Source organism: Bacillus sp. 1780r2a1 (assembly GCA_024134725.1).
GTDB lineage: Bacteria > Bacillota > Bacilli > Bacillales > Bacillaceae_H > Priestia > Priestia aryabhattai_A.
The window spans coordinates 518803-534286 of the sequence record CP099863.1 but is presented as its reverse complement, the minus strand read 5'-3'; the positions used below and the strand labels follow the sequence as shown (position 1 = coordinate 534286).

Sequence of the window (15484 nt, the reverse complement as noted above, 5' to 3'; positions counted from 1 at the left end):
TCACCCTCCTTGGATAACCATCTTTTTCTTTGCAAAATTCCATAGAAAGACGATGGGAACAAATAAAAGCAATGACCAAATGAGCTGTGTTATCAATGCAGCTACCACTTCACTCCTCGTGAAGCCTTCTGTAAAGATCATGCTTGGAATATAGCTGATTGCTTGAAAAGGCAGATAACCCATTAAGTCTTGTGCCCAAAGAGGATAAAAGCTAATCGGTAATAAAAGTCCTGAAAACAAATCAATGACAACGCGCTTTGCTCGAATTAATCCATCATTATTAAACAAGAAAAATGTCGTAATTCCAGTTAATAAGTTAATTTGAGTATTTACAATAAAGCTAAAGATAATTGAAAAACTAAAATAAATCCATGTCTGTACGTGACCTGATAAATCGATAGGGAATAAAAACCATACAATCACCATTCCAGGAATTGAAAAGAATAAAAGCCTAAAAATCCCTTCTCCAAGCCCCTGCATCATTTTCATTCCAAGATAGTTATAAGGCTTAATTAATTCAACTGCTACTTTCCCATCTTTAATTTCCATGGCCATCTCACGATCAATGTTGTTAAAATAAAAAGCACGTGCCATCCAGGAAACAGCTACATATGTCGTCATCTGAGTCATTGACAGCCCTTGAATATTTTCTTTCCCTCCATAAATTGCAGACCATAAAAAATAATAAGCTCCAATATTAATGGCATAAATTAAAATACCGCTGTAGTAATTTGTTCGATACGCAAGCATCATTAAAAAGCGAATGCGTATCATTTCAATATACTTATCCATTCACAACACCTTCTTCATAGATGTTACGAATAACTTCTTCAGTTGAAATTTCGTGAATACTCAAATCAGCAATTTCATATTTAGCAGCGACCTTAGCAATCAGCTGCGACATACTATCCCCTTTGTTTTCAAGATTAGCAACCCAGCTGTTGAGGCGGTCTCCCCTTACCCACGTAACAGGCAATCCCTGTGTAATTAAATGCAACTGCTCTTGGAGTGGTTCTTTTGTGAATTCAAATATAACCTGTTTCATATCTCCCCAGTTAGAGCGTAGCTTTTGTAGCGAACCATCATAAATAATGTTTCCTTCATCCAACATCACAACACGTTCACATAAGGCTTCAATGTCAGCTAAATCATGCGTTGTTAATAGGATTGTTGTATTGTATTTTTCGTTAATTTCTTTTAGAAACTGACGAATTTTGAGTTTCACTAACACATCTAATCCAATAGTTGGCTCATCTAAAAAAAGTAGCGGTGGGTTATGAATAAGCGCTGCCGCCAATTCACATCGCATTCGTTGACCAAGAGATAGCTTTCTCACCGGCTTATCTAATAATGGACCAATATCCAGGGTTCGAATAACGTGCTCCATATGATTGTTATAATCTTCATCTGATACTTTATATACTTTTTTTAATAGACGGAACGACTCTTGCACCGCAATATCCCACCAAAGCTGTGAGCGCTGGCCAAATACTACCCCAATGGTACGGGTAAACTGTTCACGCTCTTTGTGAGGATTCATTCCGTTCACTTGAATTTCACCGTCAGTTGGTGTTAAAATCCCCGTCAGCATTTTAATGGTTGTCGATTTTCCTGCTCCATTCTCTCCGATGTATCCAACCATCTCACCTTGTTTGACTGTAAACGAAATATCATTTACAGCTCTTAGCACTTTATAATTTCGTGTAAATAAATCACGAAACGCACCCTTTAAGCCGGAGCGACTCGAATAAGCCTTAAATTCTTTTCGCAATCCCTTTACCTCAATTGCATTTTTCATCTCGTTTCCTCCATCTATTTAACTAGTTTTATCTACTTATTTAAATTGCTCATGCACAGTTTTCTATCATACACCTTCTACAATGTTTTTCAAGAAACAAATAAGTTTGATAGAATAGAACGTGGAATTATACTTTAGGAGGCATATTATGCAGTTTACGAAATCAGAACAGCTTCACGGAGAAGCACTTCAACATATTGTCGGCGGTGTAAACAGTCCGTCTCGTTCATATAAAGCAGTAGGTGGCGGTTCACCAGTTGCAATGGAAAAAGCAAAGGGTGCTTATTTTTGGGATGTTGATGGGAATAAATATATTGATTATTTAGCAGCATACGGCCCAATCATCACTGGTCATGCTCACCCTCATATCACAAAGGCAATTACCCACGCAGCGGAAACAGGAGTATTATACGGTACTCCGACTGCTCATGAAGTAAAATTTGCAAAGATGTTAAAAGAAGCGATGCCTGCCATGGATAAAGTCCGCTTTGTCAACTCTGGAACCGAAGCTGTAATGACAACGATCCGCGTAGCGCGAGCATATACAGGCCGCGACAAAATTATTAAATTTGCTGGTTGCTACCATGGACACTCAGACCTTGTGCTTGTAGCAGCAGGATCTGGTCCTTCAACACTCGGCACACCAGACTCAGCAGGCGTACCAAAAAGCATTGCTAACGAAGTTATTACCGTTCCATTTAATGACATTGAACCATTTAAAGAAGCTTTAGAAAAATGGGGAGACCAAATTGCTGGTGTTCTTGTCGAGCCAATCGTAGGGAATTTTGGAATTGTTGAGCCACACCCAGGCTTTTTAGAACAAGTAAATGAACTAACACATGCAGCAGGTGCACTTGTTATTTATGATGAAGTCATCACTGCTTTCCGATTCATGTATGGGGGTGCCCAAGACTTACTTGGCGTGACACCAGACTTAACAGCATTAGGAAAAATTATCGGTGGAGGCCTTCCAATTGGAGCATACGGCGGTAAACAAGAAATTATGGAAAAAGTTGCTCCCCTAGGTCCCGCTTACCAAGCTGGAACAATGGCTGGAAATCCTGCTTCCATGCTTTCTGGAATTGCGTGTTTAGAAATCTTAAAAGAAGAAGGCGTATACGACAAGATGGACAAGCTTGGTGCGATGCTTGAAGAAGGTATTTTAAAACATGCTCGTACATATAAAATGCCAATTACTATCAACCGTTTAAAAGGTGCGTTAACACTTTATTTCACAACAGAAACAGTCACTAACTACGAACAAGCTGAAAATACAGACGGTGAATTGTTTGCAAAATTCTTCAAGCTCATGCTTCATCAAGGTATCAATTTAGCTCCTTCTAAATATGAAGCTTGGTTCTTAACAACAGAACATACAGAAAAAGATATTCGCATGACGTTAAAAGCTGTAGAAAAAACTTTTGAGCAACTAAGCAAAGAATTATAAGTCTTTATTTTCTTGTAAACTACTCGAACGTAAAAATACTTGTCGAAAAATCCCGTTATTTAACGGGATTTTTCTTATTCCTTCCTCTTGATATCCACATGCAAACCTTGTATAGTATGTTATTGTTTATATAATTCGAGATGGGTTATGTATACTATAAAGAAGCTTTTATTGATTTTATCAAAATCTTATGTACAGAAAGGACTATGAAAGCATGAAACTTGGTGCCCGCATTTTAAAAACGGGAATTGCCATTACACTTTCATTGTTAGTCGCTGAATTGCTCAATCTGCCATCACCTACATTCGCGGCAATCGCAGCAGTTTTTGCTATTCAGCCTTCAATTTATCGCTCGTATTTGACAGTGTTAGAGCAAATTCAAGCTAATGTCATCGGAGCGTTACTAGCAGTTGGGTTTGGACTTTTATTCGGCACACATCCGTTTATTATCGGTTTAACGGCTGTTATGGTAATTACGCTTAATTTAAAGCTAAAAATCGGCAATACAATTGGCCTTGCGCTGGTAACCGTTATTGCTATTATGGAAAGCCCTAGCGATGATTTTGTGCAGTTTGCAGTTATCCGCTTTGCAACCGTCTTATTAGGTGTCTTTTCAGCATTTATTGTAAACTTAATCTTTTTACCACCAAAGTATGAAACAAAGCTTTATTATAAAATCGTTGGTACAACTGAAGAAATTATTAAGTGGATTCGTATGAATATTTATCATGCTTCTGAATATACGCTCTTAAAAGAAGACATTGAGAAAATCAAAGATCAACTAACAAAAGCGAATCAACTTTTTGATTTCTATAAAGAAGAGCGAACGTATTCAAAGAGAAAAGTATTCGTAAAGTCTCGAAAACTTGTGCTTTTTCGCCAAATGATTACAACAACATCCCATGCTCTTAAAACATTAAAGCAGTTGCATCGTCTTGAAAATGATATTCAGCACATGCCACAGTCGTTTCAGAACCTCATTAAATCTGAAATGGAATGCTTACTGATGTATCACGAGCAGGCCCTGTTAAAATTTATTGGTAAACTAAAAGTTCAATTAACAACATCCGTACCAACAGAAGCGTATACAAAAAAGCGCGCATTAATTGATGCATTTATGAAATATAAGCTTCTTGAAGATGACGAAGATAATAAGATGCTTTATCACTTATTCCCTCTCATCGCAAGTATCATTGAATACAGTGAAGAGCTAGAGCATTTAGACCGCTTAATCGATAGCTTCCACAATTACCACAAGGAAGACAATGCACTTGAAATTAATCATGAGCGAGAACAAGATTAAAAAAAGCCAGGTATCCCTACCTGGCTTTTAATTTTGTCCCAACTGCTGTACAGTAAACAAATCATAGTAATATCCTTTTTTCTTCATTAGCTCTCCATGAGAGCCTTGTTCGATTACTTTTCCATCCTGAACGAGTACAATTTCATCTACATGTGTAATCGTTGACAAGCGATGCGCCACGATAAACGTCGTTCGTTCCTTAGCAAGCTTTTCAAGGGTTTCTTGAATATAATGTTCGCTTTCTAAGTCCAGTGCAGATGTGGCTTCATCAAAAATTAAAATCGGTGGATTTTTCAAGAATACGCGAGCAATGGAAACCCGTTGCTTTTGCCCGCCTGAAAGCTTCATTCCTCTTTCTCCCACTTTCGTATCATAACCATGGGGCAACTTCATGATAAAGTCATGCGCGTTAGCAGCTTTCGCAGCTGCTACAACGTCTTCATCTGTGGCACCCGGTTTTCCTAATAAAATATTGTTGCGAATAGTATCACTAAATAGTACTGTATCCTGCAAGACAATTCCTATCTGATCACGGAGATTTTTTGTTTGATAATCTTTTACGTTTACACCATCAATTAAAATCTCTCCAGAAGATACATCGTAAAAGCGTGGAATAAGACTGATGATGGTTGACTTACCGCCGCCACTCATTCCTACGAACGCTACGGATTTACCTTGTTCAACATCCAAGTTAATATCATGCAGGATATATTCATCTTCTTCATACGCAAATGAAACGTTATTAAACTTGACTGCTCCCTTAATCTCTAGCGAATCTTTTGCATTGGGTGAATCGACAATATCATACTGCTCATCAATAAATTCAAACATTCGGTCCATAGAAGCAACGGATTGTGTTAACGTTGTTGACGAATTCACAAGTCGACGCAGCGGATTATATAATCGGTCAATATAACCTATAAACGCTACCATGGTACCAATCGATAAACTTCCGTTAATAACCTGATAACCAGCAAATGCAATAACAATTAATGGGGCTAAGTCCGTAATTGTATTTACCACTGCAAATGTCTTAGCATTCCAATTCGTATGATCGATTGCTTTTTGTAAAAAATTACGGTTCTGGTCATCGAACTGCGCTTGTTCATGATTTTCAATCGCAAAGCTTCGAATAACTGAAATCCCCTGTACCCGCTCATGTAAATGTCCTTGTACTTCAGCTAGTGCTTGGGAGCGTACACGAGTTAACTGACGGAGCCTACCATAAAAATATCTAACGGATAGCGCGTATAATGGTAGTAAAATGATAGATACCAACGTTAGCTGTACATTCATTGTAAACATAATAATAATAGCAATCACTATGGTGAACATATCAAGCCAAACGTTCATTAAACCCGTAATGACGAAATTTTTCGTTTGCTCTACATCGTTAATAACACGGGAGATGATTTCACCTACGCGCGTATTAGAATAATAACGAAGGCTAAGCTTTTGAATGTGATCAAACAGTTGATTTCGAATATCATACAATACTTTACTTGATACCCACTGCGCATAATATTGACGATAATATTCAACCGGAGGGCGTAAAATTAAAAAGACAAAGAAAGAACCACCCATGATCATCAACAACTGCTTTATTTTTTCACTGTCTGATAATGTATCTGAACCAATAACATCGTCAAGTACGTATTTTAACAGCAGTGGGATTAATAGTGGAATCGAAAACTTTATCACACCAATTAAAACTGTTCCAACAATTTGCCACTTATATGGCTTTACAAATTCCATATATCGCTTGATGCTTCCCACTTGTTCTCTCCTCCTTCTTAGCTATGTCTACTAAGTTTCTTTTATAATGTAACATTCCGTACACTTTCATATACGGCTTTTACACTTCATTATTCAACATAAAAAAGCATCATATAGGTCAAATTTCTAGATCCTATAATGACGCTTATATCCGTGCGCTTATGCATGTCGATATGTTAAAAAACGCTCATACCACGTATCGATAAACTCTGGTGCAAACGGTCCCTTGCGTTGGCGAATCCAGGTCTTTAAATGCTCAACATGAGTATGTAAAATACGATCTACCGCTTCTGGGTAATTCATCTCTTTGCGATGTTTTTCGTACTCATCTTCATCTAGAAGCGTATAGGTCATATCTGGGTATACTTTAATATCTAAATCATAGTCAATGTACTTCAGCGCTTCTTCGTCATGCGTAAATGGTGAACTAATATTGCAATAATAATAAATGCCATCTTCACGAATCATTCCAATCACGTTAAACCAATACTGTGAATGGAAATAGCAGATGGCTGGCTCTCTTGTAATCCACGTTCTACCGTCTGACTCTGTTACGACCGTTCGATCGTTTCCTCCAATCATCAGGCTACTTGTCGATTTTAAAACCGTCGTCTGATCCCACACACGATGCAGCTTGCCATCATGCTTATAACTGTGTATTTGAATTGTTTCTCCTTCCATTGGAAATCCCATCTCCACTCCCTACTTTCATTTTGACTATCACAATTACCTCACGTACGCTTTTAAGTGGTCACAGCCTATTCTTATATGTTATTACTCCTGTTAGTTAAAACCATTGATGCTCTTATCAAAGCGGTAACATATCTGCTTTTTAAACAGTGACCTTGTTTCGTATATACCTTGTCCTCTCCTATTTATTATAACGGTTTCTCTTCTATTTTAAAACAAATGTGATATGGTTCTTGTTGAATAAAAAAGCTGTACCTCTCTTTTTAGTAAGGAAACATCCTTTAAAAAGAGAGGTACAGCTTTCCTTTAACGAGATACGGGATAGTGGGAATCTTTTTTATATGAAGAGATAATCTCTTCTGTTTGTACCTCGAAAGTTTGCTGAATTTCTTTGAGCTTTTGCTTCATCTCGCTAATTTCGTTGCGAATACAATCCAGCTTTGCTTCTGCCTGTAGTTTAATGAGCTCTTCTTCAATTTGTTGACAGCGTTCTATTTCTGATTGTAAAAACAAAAGTTGGTCCATCGTTTCTAATTGTTGAGACACTAATTTTGTAAATTGCTCCATGTCTTAATCCTCCTTATAGTAAACAGGTCGTTCACTTCTTTCATTTCAGGTAGGTAACACATTTATAAAGCAGAATCTGTTGAAATTGAAATTAGAACGCTCTTAGGTATAAGTCCACTTTTAACATTCTGTTCTTTCACCTTTAATTCCTTTGACGAGATATGTAAAGTTTCGAGAGCTTTTGTCAAATTAAAAAGCGAAGCCACGGTCCTTCATAAGAACCTTGGCTTCGCTTTACCATTAACCTTGGTATTTACCAGAGTTTTGGTTTTTCTTTGCTTCAGCTTGTGCGTTTTGTTGCTTCACGTGTTGTGCATCTGTTTCGCTAGCAAACTCAGCACCGTATTGGTTGTTTGCAGCTTGTGCGTTTTGTTGCTTTACGTGTTGCGCGTTTGTTTTGTTTGGTTGTTTTGCCATTGTAATCACCTCCACAAAAATTAATATGTCCAGGTGATTAAAGCGATATACACTCTTTTTTATTTTAGCTCATTACATTAATAAAGAACGGCCGCCGTCTACGATAAGCGTTTGACCACAAATCATATTGGCTTTATCCGATACTAAAAATTGAACCGCATCGACCATATCATTCGGTTCAACCATACGACCTGTCGGCGTGTGTTGACGTGCATCATCCAACAGTTCATTACGGTTTGGAAAATGTTTTAACGCTTCAGTATCAACAGCTCCACCAGATACTGCATTCACAATAATGTTTTTCGGAGCTAGCTCGACTGCAAGGTAGCGAGTTAGTGCTTCAACAGCAGCTTTTGAAACTCCTACTGTTGTGTAGTTTTCTAAATAGCGAATGGAGCCCAGTGAACTGATTGTTACAATTTTACCTCCACCGACCTTTTCCATTCTTTTTGCCGCTTCTTGTGCACAGAATAAATAGCCTTTGCTGTTAATATCCATCGTCCAGTCCCAATGTGTTTCTTCAAGTTCCATTATAGGTCGTAAAACACCAGATGCTGCGTTGCTAATAAATACATCCAAGCGTCCAAACGCTTCATCAATTTGCTCAAACATCTCTTTAATTTTTTCAACTTTACCCACGTTTGCTTTTACAACCAGCACTTCACGCCCAAGTGCTTTTACTTCTTCTGCTACTTCTAATGCTGCGCTTTTACTACGTGCATAGTTTAAGACGATATTATATCCATCCTTTGCAAGTCTTAGTGCAATTTCTTTTCCGATTCCACGGCTGCTTCCTGTTACAAGTGCTACTTTTTGTTCCATAATATCTACTCCTTATGTATCGTTCTGTTCATATTGTACTTATATTTCTGTATAAGAAACAAGGGGAGATGAAAAAATAAGTCTGCCTAGATTCATTTGCGCATGATGCAAGAACGAGGCTTAATTAATGATAAGAAGGTGATGAAGCATGTACGTAGGTCGTGATATGACTGAATTATCAATGATGGCAAAGACCGAATGGCGAGATAGCGAACTCGCATATTTTCATCATTCCCTCCAGCAAATCATGCCTTATTTAAATACTGAAGGCCAAGGTATTCATCGTCAAATTGTAAAAGAAATTGAAAATCGTGGCGGTCTGCATCGAAATGAAGCTGATTACACGCACTCTACCAGCGTAGTATATGATTAAACACAACCATAAAGAGACTGTGAACAACCACAGTCTCTTTTCATTAATTAATTTTATGATATTCCTTTAGAATTTTTTGATGAGACACTGGAAACGCATATTCTTCTATTTCTTTAACCGATACTAACTTTATATCATCCTGGTTAGAAATATGCCCTGTGAACACCCCTTTATATACGTTAATGTTCCACACAATATGGGAGAAGACATGCTGAATGACAGTAAATGGCGAATCTAGCATTACTTCTATATCATAATTTGCTTCAATAAAGGATGTAAGCTGGTTTTGCTCTTGACCAATGGTAAGATCCACTTCTACATTGGGAAATTCCCACAAGTTTGCAAGTAAACCTTTATTAGGCCGCTTGTGGATGAGGAAATTACCTTGTTCATCTGTAATAACAGCTGCTGCTATTTGCACAGTTCTTGGTGGCTTTTTCTTTGACTTAACCGGTAACTCCTGCTGAACACCCTGCTCAAATGCTCGACAATGTTCACGAACAGGGCATAAAAGACAGGACGGAGAAGTTGGCGTACATACAATAGCGCCTAATTCCATTAAGCCCTGATTAAAAAACGACGGGTTATCTTTTGAAATAATTTCATGAATGATCTCTTCAAAAATTTTACGAGTCTTTGGCTTTGCAATGTCGTCCCAAATTGATAAAATACGGGATAATACTCGCATAACGTTTCCATCAACAGCCGGCTGAGGTACCCCATATGCAATACTAAGGATAGCACCAGTGGTATAGGGCCCTACGCCCTTTAATTTCGAGATTTCATCCGGCGTATTGGGCACTTTTCCATCATATTGTTCATGCACTTCACGGACAGCTGCTTGTAAATTTCGCGCTCGTGAATAATAACCTAGCCCTTCCCATGCTTTTAATACATCGTCTTCAGGCGCATAGGCTAAGTCTACAATCGTTGGAAATTTCTCAATAAAATTATTAAAGTATGGAATCACTGTATCAACTCGGGTTTGTTGTAGCATAATTTCAGAAACCCATACTTTATAAGGATCTTGATCTTTTCTCCATGGTAAAATGCGCTGTTCTGTCTCAAACCATGAGATAAGATCGTGCTGAAATTGTTCTATTTGAAAATCTTTCACAATATCTTTACTTTGTTTCACGTTATATCCTCCGAGGTATGAACTATACATATACAATGTATTTGTATTGAAATGTTGTTCTTTTTCTATTCATGTTATACTCTAAACACACTTGCTTCTATCTGAAAAGTAAGGTTAAGCAAATAAGGAGGTTGCTTTAATGGATACTGGTACACATATTGCAATGGGAATCGCCATCGGTGCACTTGCTACTTTAGATCCTGTTGTCGCATCAAGCAGTGTCACCACAGAAGCCGTAATGATTGGCGTCATTGCCGGTTCATTAGCACCTGATTTAGATACAATTTTAAAACTTAAAAATAATGCTCACTACATTCGAAACCACCGTGGAATTACGCATTCAATTCCGGCAGTGGCGCTTTGGCCCTTGCTTATTATTGTAATTGTTTCGCTGTTTTTTCCAAACGCTAATTTATTCCACTTATGGATTTGGACCTTTGCAGCTGTTATTATTCACGTTTTTGTTGATGTATTCAATGCTTACGGCACACAAGCTTTAAGACCTTTTACTGATAAATGGATTGCGCTTGGTGTTATTAATACGTTTGATTACTTTATCTTTTCTGTCCATGTTGTTGCCATCTTAATTTGGTTCTTAGGGATGAGTCCTGGCCCAACCTTTATTACCATGTACAGTATTATTGCTTTGTACTACGTGTGGCGCTTTTACATGCGACACCAAATCGCTAAGAAAATACGTCAGAAATTTCCGGACGTAGTGAAAATGAATATCTCGCCAACAATTCGCTTTACGCACTGGCATCTAGCCATCACAACAAAAGAAAGCTTTCACGTTGGACGCGCAGTTGGCCCAAAAATCTTTATTTACGATACCTTTAAAAAGGTTCCCATTCCTGAGTCTGACGTAATTGATGTTGCTAAACGAGATGAAAACTTAGCTGCGTTCTTATCCTTTTCTCCAATTTATCGTTGGGAAGTTGACGAATACAGCGATCATATTGAAGTTCGCTTCATTGACCTTCGCTATCGCAGCAAAGATTACTATCCATTTGTAGCAGTTGTTCAGCTTGATTACGATTTAAATATTATTTGTTCATATACGGGCTGGATTTTCAGTGAGAAGAAGCTTCGTAAAAAGCTTGATTATCTTCCTCACTAATCAATTCGAGCACCTAAAGCCCCCTAAGCTAGAGCCAGGGGGCTTTTCATTTGTAAATTAGTGCTTTAAATAATCATCATTATTTAATAAATGCTTATACTTTGGGTTTTTAACAGCCACTTCATGAAGCTTATCCCCGTAATGGTTAATATACATTTTAACCACCTGCTCAGCTGCTTCTTTTCCTTTATATTCATAGCCGGCTTTTGCATACGTTGACTCGAAATCTTCCCAAAATAATTCAACCCACGTTCTTGCTTGTGCATAAGAAAGCGTATCATTTTTTGCAAGTAATTGATTGGTGAGCCTTTCAAAAATATCTTCCATACAAACACCTCTGTTACCAAATTATTTATGAGTAAATGATTGGTTTCGACTTACACTAAGTCAAGGGAAGTATAGCTTTCCCTGACTTACACTAAGTCAAGGGAAGTATAGCTTTCCCTGACTTACTATATCATACACACAACAAATTCTTTTGTAAAAGGGGCGGTCTTGAATGCGTAATAAAGAAAAAAACTTTCCAAACCAATCAAACAATAAATTAGAAGGCGAACCGCGCGCTAAAGCTGAATTCGCTTCAAAACGTGCTGACGGTACTATCAATACAAACCCACAGGAGCGCATGCATGCCTCCAACCAACGTACGAACGGCTAACAAAATAAAAGCACGAATTGATCACCATCAATTCGTGCTTTGTTCTATGAATTGCTTTTAAGCATTGAGATTGGTAATGCTTCTTCTTTGTCAGATGAGCCTAAACGGAACCCCCAAGCAAATACTCCATTCATGTAATCAATCTTAAAATATTGACCAGGAGCTCCTTCTATTTCATATACTTCACCAGGTTTATATGAAGATGGATCCAACAAGTACGACTTAGCCATCACGATTTTTCTTTCTAATACGGCATATTCATTAATCATTCCTAATTGTTCAGCTTTTCGTGCTTTATCATTTAGCACGCTAATCTCTTGCTGAATCTCATACGTACTCATTTCACTATACCTTTTGTCTGACACGCTGCTTCCCCCTTTTGTTCCTTTCTTTTTATTATAACAAAAGGTATAACTAAAAGGAGAGGAATATAAGGAGGCGCTTACATGAAAACAATCTTAATTACGGGTGGAGCAACAGGTCTTGGAAACGAGCTTGCTAAGCTATATGTCCAAAATGGCGACCAGGTCATTTTATTAGGAAGAAATGAAGACAGACTGAATAAAGCACAAGAAGCGCTAGGTACAAGCTGCATTGCCACTGTTTCAGCGGACTTGACTAATTACGAAGAGCTTACACAAAAGATGGATAACCTTTTGTCTTTGCACTCCGTTGACGTTTTAATTAACAACGCAGGTATGGGACATTTTGGGCCACTTACAAGCTACACAAAAGAGATGATTGATGAAGTAATTAATACAAACGTTAAAGGGACAATCTATCTCACACAATCCCTACTGCCTCATCTACAAACGCGTGAACAAGCCACCATTTTAACTATTATTTCAACCGCGGGTCTACGAGGTAAGAAAAACGAATCTGTTTATGTCGCAAGTAAATTTGCTCTAAGAGGATTTGTTGAAAGTTTAAAAGTAGAATATGAACATACTTCTGTTTCATGTACTGCTGCTTATATGGGAGGAATGGATACACCTTTTTGGGATAACAGTGATCATATCGCGGATAAAAGCCGCTTAAAACATCCAAGTGAAGTAGCTAGCATTATTTTCAACCAGCGCATGACAAAGGAAGACATTATGGTCTAACATCCACAAAAGCCTTGCTCTCAGCAAGGCTTTATTCTTCTTTCAAGGATGAAATAAACGCTTCAATTTGATCAATTGAAAAGCCTTTTCGGTAAAGATTTTGCTTCATTTTTTGCTCATACTCCCAGCCGCTATACTTCGCGTATTTACGATGAGCCTTCATGCCTTGCTGTGTAAGAGCTTGCCATTCTTCATCACTATCTTTCTCAACATCTACGTGCTGCATGGCTTCGTTAATAATGTTAAAAGAATAGCCTTTGTTCACTAAAAACTGTTCAATTTTTTGCTTCATGACTACTTCTGAGTACTTTTTATATTTCCCCTTCAGCTTTGCAATGAGTTTCATTACTGTTTCAATTTGTTCTTCCTTTGAGAAGTATTCAAGCGTAGAGTGAATGATATCTGATCGAATACCCTTTTCTTGGAGTTCTCGTTTAATAACGCTCGGCCCTTTTGGCGTAGTGTTAACCTGCGTAAGCACGTAGGCTTTGGCAAACTCTTCATCATTTAAATACATGTGAGAATGTAACCTTTGAATTACCTGCTGAGCAATCATATCGCCTACTTCTTTTTTCTTCAAATAATCTCTTACCTCTTTTTCAGAGCGCATTCGATACGATAGATACGTTACCGCTAAGTTATAAGCTTTCTTTTCCTCATCTGCAAATTGAATTTCTGCTAGTTCAAATTCATCCAATACTCGTCCTTTTTTTAAGTCATACTGAATGAGAACATTGGCATCAACACCAAAAGCAAATTCTTCGCCTTTTCCTTGATCTATATAAACATTAAATCTCTCTGCGCTATTCTTTTGCGTTGTGATTTTCGTAATAACTGTCATTTTTTCACCTCATCCAATTTAACAAAAAAATTCTTCTTGGCTCATCATATCATACTGAACCAAGAAGAACGTATCCGTTGCTTTTAAATTAAGATGCTGCGATTACTTTTAATAATTTCAGCATAGCGATATGCACTATCTTTCCAGATTCGCTCTTGAGAGTCAAAGTCTACATAGAGGATTCCAAATCGTTTATCGTAGCCAAAGCTCCATTCAAAGTTATCCATTAATGACCATAAATAATAACCTTCAATGCCCATTCCTTCTTCATTAAGTTCATGTACAGCCTGCAAATGTTGCTCCACGTACTCCACACGGCCTGCATCATGAACGCGGCCATTTTCGACAACATCATCAAACGCCGCTCCATTTTCCGTAATATAAATTGGAAGGTCGGTGTACTCTTTTCGTAAGCGATGGATTAAATCTTTAAACTCTTTCGGTGAGATATCCCAGCCCATCCCTGTTTTTGGATAGTCAGAATATGCTCCTTGGTACATAAAATCAGAAGCCGCGTTAAACTCAACTAGCGCACGGCTATAGAAATTAATTCCAAAAAAGTCGCACGGAATTGAAATTATATCTAAATCACCAGCTTGGATAAAATCATAGGAGTGAACGTATTTTGAAAAAACATTCATCATATCAACAGGGTACTGTCCTTTAAAAACTGGGTCCAAAAACCATCTGTTTGAATAGCCATCTGCATTATTTGCCGCTAGCTGATCATTTAAAGAGCTTGTATTCCCATATACAGGTGATAAATTTAGCGTAATTCCAATCGGTGTATTTGATTGTATTTCTTCTTTTAACACGCGTACGGCTTGACCATGAGATACTAAAATATGATGAGCTGCTTTTAGTGCTTCTTCCATGTTTTGATGCCCTGGTGCATGAACACCTTGATGATAACCGAGAAAAGCTGCGCACCATGGCTCATTATGAGTAATCCAAGAGTCGATATCCGCATCTAATTCTTGGAAGCATACGCGTGCATAATCCATAAACCATTGAACAGATTCTCGATTCGTCCATCCTCCTTCTTCATGGGCCCACACCGGCAAATCCCAATGATAAAGCGTTACGGCTGGCTTAATGTTTTCTGTACGTAGTTTTTTAATCAAACGTTTGTAGAACTCCATTCCCTGCTTGTTAAACACGCCTTTCTTTGGAAAAATTCGTGGCCAAGAAATTGAAAAGCGGTATGTATCGACTCCTAGCTTTTTAATTTGATCCACATCTTCTTCAAAGCGGTGATAGTGGTCACAAGCTACATTACCGTTATGCCCCTTATGTACTTTTCCTGGTATATCACAAAACACGTCCCAGATAGAAGCTGTTCTTCCGTCTTCTAAATATGCCCCTTCAATTTGATAAGCAGATGTTGCCGTTCCAAACGTAAATCCTTTGTGAAATTTCATCCGATAA

General features: G+C 37.9%; 18 protein-coding genes. 6 read left to right on the top strand and 12 right to left on the bottom strand.

Annotation, left to right across the window (positions count from 1 at the left end; genetic code table 11):
• Complete coding sequence (locus NIZ91_02805) at nucleotides 1-792, bottom strand: ABC-2 family transporter protein (protein ID USY55635.1); 792 nt, start codon at nucleotides 790-792, stop codon at nucleotides 1-3.
• Nucleotides 785-1798 (bottom strand): ATP-binding cassette domain-containing protein, encoded by a 1014-nt coding sequence (locus tag NIZ91_02800; protein ID USY55634.1) that lies wholly within the window; start codon nucleotides 1796-1798, stop codon nucleotides 785-787. The genes NIZ91_02805 and NIZ91_02800 overlap by 8 nt, the downstream gene beginning before the upstream one ends.
• Nucleotides 1799-1946: 148 nt before the next feature.
• On the opposite strand from NIZ91_02800, the gene NIZ91_02795 reads away from it, so the two are divergent.
• Nucleotides 1947-3245: a glutamate-1-semialdehyde 2,1-aminomutase gene (locus NIZ91_02795; protein ID USY55633.1), complete on the top strand. Its 1299-nt coding sequence runs from the start codon at nucleotides 1947-1949 to the stop codon at nucleotides 3243-3245.
• Between the two features lie 214 nt (nucleotides 3246-3459).
• On the top strand, nucleotides 3460-4548 hold the full coding sequence (locus NIZ91_02790; protein ID USY55632.1) for an aromatic acid exporter family protein: 1089 nt from the start codon (nucleotides 3460-3462) through the stop codon (nucleotides 4546-4548).
• Nucleotides 4549-4575: 27 nt separating this feature from the next.
• On the opposite strand, the gene NIZ91_02785 is transcribed toward NIZ91_02790, so the two are convergent.
• The 5 genes from NIZ91_02785 to fabL all read right to left on the bottom strand — a co-directional run bounded on the left by NIZ91_02785 (nucleotide 4576) and on the right by fabL (nucleotide 8820).
• Nucleotides 4576-6324, bottom strand: coding sequence for an ABC transporter ATP-binding protein/permease (locus NIZ91_02785; GenBank protein ID USY55631.1), 1749 nt, complete (start codon nucleotides 6322-6324; stop codon nucleotides 4576-4578).
• Nucleotides 6325-6483: 159 nt separating this feature from the next.
• Nucleotides 6484-7017, bottom strand: coding sequence for a DUF402 domain-containing protein (locus tag NIZ91_02780; protein USY55630.1), 534 nt, complete (start codon nucleotides 7015-7017; stop codon nucleotides 6484-6486).
• A gap of 303 nt (nucleotides 7018-7320) precedes the next feature.
• Nucleotides 7321-7581, bottom strand: a complete 261-nt coding sequence (locus NIZ91_02775; protein ID USY55629.1) for a hypothetical protein — start codon at nucleotides 7579-7581, stop codon at nucleotides 7321-7323.
• A gap of 240 nt (nucleotides 7582-7821) precedes the next feature.
• Nucleotides 7822-7998 (bottom strand): gamma-type small acid-soluble spore protein, encoded by a 177-nt coding sequence (locus NIZ91_02770; GenBank protein USY55628.1) that lies wholly within the window; start codon nucleotides 7996-7998, stop codon nucleotides 7822-7824.
• A gap of 72 nt (nucleotides 7999-8070) precedes the next feature.
• A complete protein-coding gene (gene fabL, locus NIZ91_02765; protein USY55627.1) occupies nucleotides 8071-8820 on the bottom strand; it encodes an enoyl-[acyl-carrier-protein] reductase FabL in 750 nt (249 codons plus the stop codon).
• A 148-nt stretch (nucleotides 8821-8968) separates the two neighbouring features.
• Here fabL and NIZ91_02760 point away from each other — a divergent pair, with 148 nt between their 5' ends.
• Entirely contained in the window at nucleotides 8969-9193 is a 225-nt protein-coding gene (locus NIZ91_02760; protein USY55626.1) for a hypothetical protein, read from the top strand.
• A 43-nt stretch (nucleotides 9194-9236) separates the two neighbouring features.
• On the opposite strand, the gene mutY is transcribed toward NIZ91_02760, so the two are convergent.
• A complete protein-coding gene (mutY, locus tag NIZ91_02755; GenBank protein ID USY55625.1) occupies nucleotides 9237-10331 on the bottom strand; it encodes an A/G-specific adenine glycosylase in 1095 nt (364 codons plus the stop codon).
• 139 nt (nucleotides 10332-10470) lie between these two features.
• Here mutY and NIZ91_02750 point away from each other — a divergent pair, with 139 nt between their 5' ends.
• The gene (locus tag NIZ91_02750; GenBank protein ID USY55624.1) at nucleotides 10471-11451 is read left to right on the top strand and encodes a metal-dependent hydrolase; all 981 of its coding nucleotides are present in this window, start codon (nucleotides 10471-10473) and stop codon (nucleotides 11449-11451) included.
• A gap of 57 nt (nucleotides 11452-11508) precedes the next feature.
• Here NIZ91_02750 and NIZ91_02745 read toward each other — a convergent pair whose 3' ends face one another.
• Complete coding sequence (locus NIZ91_02745) at nucleotides 11509-11778, bottom strand: YfhJ family protein (protein USY55623.1); 270 nt, start codon at nucleotides 11776-11778, stop codon at nucleotides 11509-11511.
• Between the two features lie 172 nt (nucleotides 11779-11950).
• Between NIZ91_02745 and NIZ91_02740 the strand changes: the two genes are divergently transcribed.
• Nucleotides 11951-12109: a small, acid-soluble spore protein K gene (locus tag NIZ91_02740; protein USY55622.1), complete on the top strand. Its 159-nt coding sequence runs from the start codon at nucleotides 11951-11953 to the stop codon at nucleotides 12107-12109.
• Nucleotides 12110-12153: 44 nt separating this feature from the next.
• Here the strand turns inward: NIZ91_02740 and NIZ91_02735 are convergent, their stop codons facing one another.
• Nucleotides 12154-12474, bottom strand: a complete 321-nt coding sequence (locus tag NIZ91_02735) for a YfhH family protein (GenBank protein ID USY55621.1) — start codon at nucleotides 12472-12474, stop codon at nucleotides 12154-12156.
• Nucleotides 12475-12555: 81 nt separating this feature from the next.
• On the opposite strand from NIZ91_02735, the gene NIZ91_02730 reads away from it, so the two are divergent.
• Entirely contained in the window at nucleotides 12556-13215 is a 660-nt protein-coding gene (locus NIZ91_02730) for an SDR family NAD(P)-dependent oxidoreductase (GenBank protein ID USY55620.1), read from the top strand.
• Nucleotides 13216-13246: 31 nt separating this feature from the next.
• On the opposite strand, the gene recX is transcribed toward NIZ91_02730, so the two are convergent.
• The gene (gene recX, locus NIZ91_02725; GenBank protein ID USY55619.1) at nucleotides 13247-14056 is read right to left on the bottom strand and encodes a recombination regulator RecX; all 810 of its coding nucleotides are present in this window, start codon (nucleotides 14054-14056) and stop codon (nucleotides 13247-13249) included.
• A gap of 83 nt (nucleotides 14057-14139) precedes the next feature.
• Nucleotides 14140-15477 (bottom strand): GH1 family beta-glucosidase, encoded by a 1338-nt coding sequence (locus tag NIZ91_02720; GenBank protein ID USY55618.1) that lies wholly within the window; start codon nucleotides 15475-15477, stop codon nucleotides 14140-14142.
• Between the last annotated feature and the right edge of the window lie 7 nt (nucleotides 15478-15484).

Coding starts and splice junctions, on each gene's coding strand:
- NIZ91_02775 (USY55629.1), bottom strand. CDS start 7,581: ATGGAGCAATTTACAAAATTAGTGTCTCAACAATTAGAAACGATGGAC.
- NIZ91_02750 (USY55624.1), top strand. CDS start 10,471: ATGGATACTGGTACACATATTGCAATGGGAATCGCCATCGGTGCACTT.
- NIZ91_02800 (USY55634.1), bottom strand. CDS start 1,798: ATGAAAAATGCAATTGAGGTAAAGGGATTGCGAAAAGAATTTAAGGCT.
- NIZ91_02780 (USY55630.1), bottom strand. CDS start 7,017: ATGGGATTTCCAATGGAAGGAGAAACAATTCAAATACACAGTTATAAG.
- recX (USY55619.1), bottom strand. CDS start 14,056: ATGACAGTTATTACGAAAATCACAACGCAAAAGAATAGCGCAGAGAGA.
- NIZ91_02720 (USY55618.1), bottom strand. CDS start 15,477: ATGAAATTTCACAAAGGATTTACGTTTGGAACGGCAACATCTGCTTAT.
- NIZ91_02770 (USY55628.1), bottom strand. CDS start 7,998: ATGGCAAAACAACCAAACAAAACAAACGCGCAACACGTAAAGCAACAA.
- NIZ91_02795 (USY55633.1), top strand. CDS start 1,947: ATGCAGTTTACGAAATCAGAACAGCTTCACGGAGAAGCACTTCAACAT.
- NIZ91_02790 (USY55632.1), top strand. CDS start 3,460: ATGAAACTTGGTGCCCGCATTTTAAAAACGGGAATTGCCATTACACTT.
- NIZ91_02805 (USY55635.1), bottom strand. CDS start 792: ATGGATAAGTATATTGAAATGATACGCATTCGCTTTTTAATGATGCTT.
- NIZ91_02730 (USY55620.1), top strand. CDS start 12,556: ATGAAAACAATCTTAATTACGGGTGGAGCAACAGGTCTTGGAAACGAG.
- NIZ91_02760 (USY55626.1), top strand. CDS start 8,969: ATGTACGTAGGTCGTGATATGACTGAATTATCAATGATGGCAAAGACC.
- NIZ91_02745 (USY55623.1), bottom strand. CDS start 11,778: ATGGAAGATATTTTTGAAAGGCTCACCAATCAATTACTTGCAAAAAAT.
- NIZ91_02740 (USY55622.1), top strand. CDS start 11,951: ATGCGTAATAAAGAAAAAAACTTTCCAAACCAATCAAACAATAAATTA.
- fabL (USY55627.1), bottom strand. CDS start 8,820: ATGGAACAAAAAGTAGCACTTGTAACAGGAAGCAGCCGTGGAATCGGA.